Raw genomic sequence first — 1542 nt, forward strand, 5'->3', positions numbered from 1 at the left:
AAACCTAAACTTTTGGTTGTTGCTGAGTGATACAGTGGATATTTCCGCCACCTAATAAGATTTCTCTTGTATCTACTTGTACAACTCTATGATCAGGCATTAAATCTTGTAAGATTTTAGCAGCTACATCATCATTGGCATCTCCGTATTTTGGAAGAATAATACCTCCATTACAGATTAAGCAATTGATATATGAACCTGCTAAACGGTCTCCTACTTGACGATTTTTTGCTGTTTCTGATACATCAATACCTTTAACATCTTCTTCTGTCGTTAACATCGGAGATGGTACTGGTAATTTATGTACTTCAATCGCACGACCTTTTGCATCCGTTACACTTGTAAGGTAATTATATGCCTCTAAGCTACGCTCGTATTGTGGGTCGTTTTTATCATCTGTCCATGCTAAAACTACTTCAGCAGGACGAATGAAAAATGCCATATTATCGATGTGACCACTTGTCTCATCATTATAGATTCCTCTTGGTACCCAAAGTACTTTCTCTACGTTTAAGTAGTCTTTTAAGTACTCTTCCATTTCTTCTCTTGAAAGACCTGGATTTCTACCTGGATTCATGAATACTTCCTCAACGATCATCACTGTTCCTTCACCATCTGTGTGAATTGAACCACCTTCTGTTACGAAGTTCTCTGTTCTGTAACGATCTGCATTTTCAATAGAAAGTACTTTATGTGCTACTTGGTCATCGTGATCCCATGGTGAGTAAAGACCATTTAATGATCCACCATAAGCATTGAATTTCCAATCTACACCTCTTAAGCCTCCTTTTCCATTTACTAGGAAAGTTGGACCTGAATCACGCATCCATGCATCGTCTTGTGTTAACTCGATCACGCGGATGTTAGGGTGTGATAACATTGCACTTGCATTTTCAAACTGTGTGTTTGATGCACAAACTGTTACTGGTTCGAACTCTGCAATCGCTTTTGCTACACGAACAAATGCTTCTTGACCTGGTTTTGCTCCTAGACGCCATGTATCTGTACGTTCTGGCCAGTGCATCCATGTTCTTTCGTGCTCTGCCCATTCGGCAGGCATATGATAACCGTCTTGTTTCGGTGTAGAATTTAATAATTGTGACATGATTTCTTAGTATTTTTGAGAGTGAACACCATCGCTTGAAGCTACTGTTTTATACATTTCTGGACGTCTGTCTCTGAAAATGCCCCATGAAGTACGCGTTTTCTCGATATCTTCTAAGTCGAATGTATGTACTAATACAGTCTCTTCAGTTTGTGTCGCCTCTTCTACTTTTTGACCATGCTCATTAGCAATAAATGATGATCCATAGAAAGTAATTCCTACTTCATCTGCATTCTTGTCAAATACATTTGTTGTTGTTTCTCTACCGATACGGTTAGATGCTACTACTGGCGTTAAGTTCGCTGCTGCGTGACCACATTGTGTCGCTTGCCAGTGATCTTTTGAGATCAAGTTCGCATCTTGTGGCTCTGAACCAATCGCTGTTGGGAAGAATAATACTTCTGCACCCATTAACGCCATTGAACGAGCTGTTTCTG

Annotated in this window: 2 protein-coding genes; both read right to left on the bottom strand. The window is 39.8% G+C overall.

The window, feature by feature from the left end; genetic code table 11:
• Nucleotides 1-4 precede the first annotated feature (4 nt).
• A complete protein-coding gene (gene aguA, locus ACXAHM_RS26230) occupies nt 5-1105 on the bottom strand; it encodes an agmatine deiminase (protein ID WP_474967051.1) in 1101 nt (366 codons plus the stop codon).
• 6 nt (nt 1106-1111) lie between these two features.
• The coding region (locus ACXAHM_RS26235; RefSeq protein ID WP_474967052.1) for a nitrilase-related carbon-nitrogen hydrolase at nt 1112-1542 on the bottom strand (431 nt) is incomplete at its 5' end.

It is taken from the genome of Flammeovirga sp. AWQ4_249, assembly GCF_056161045.1.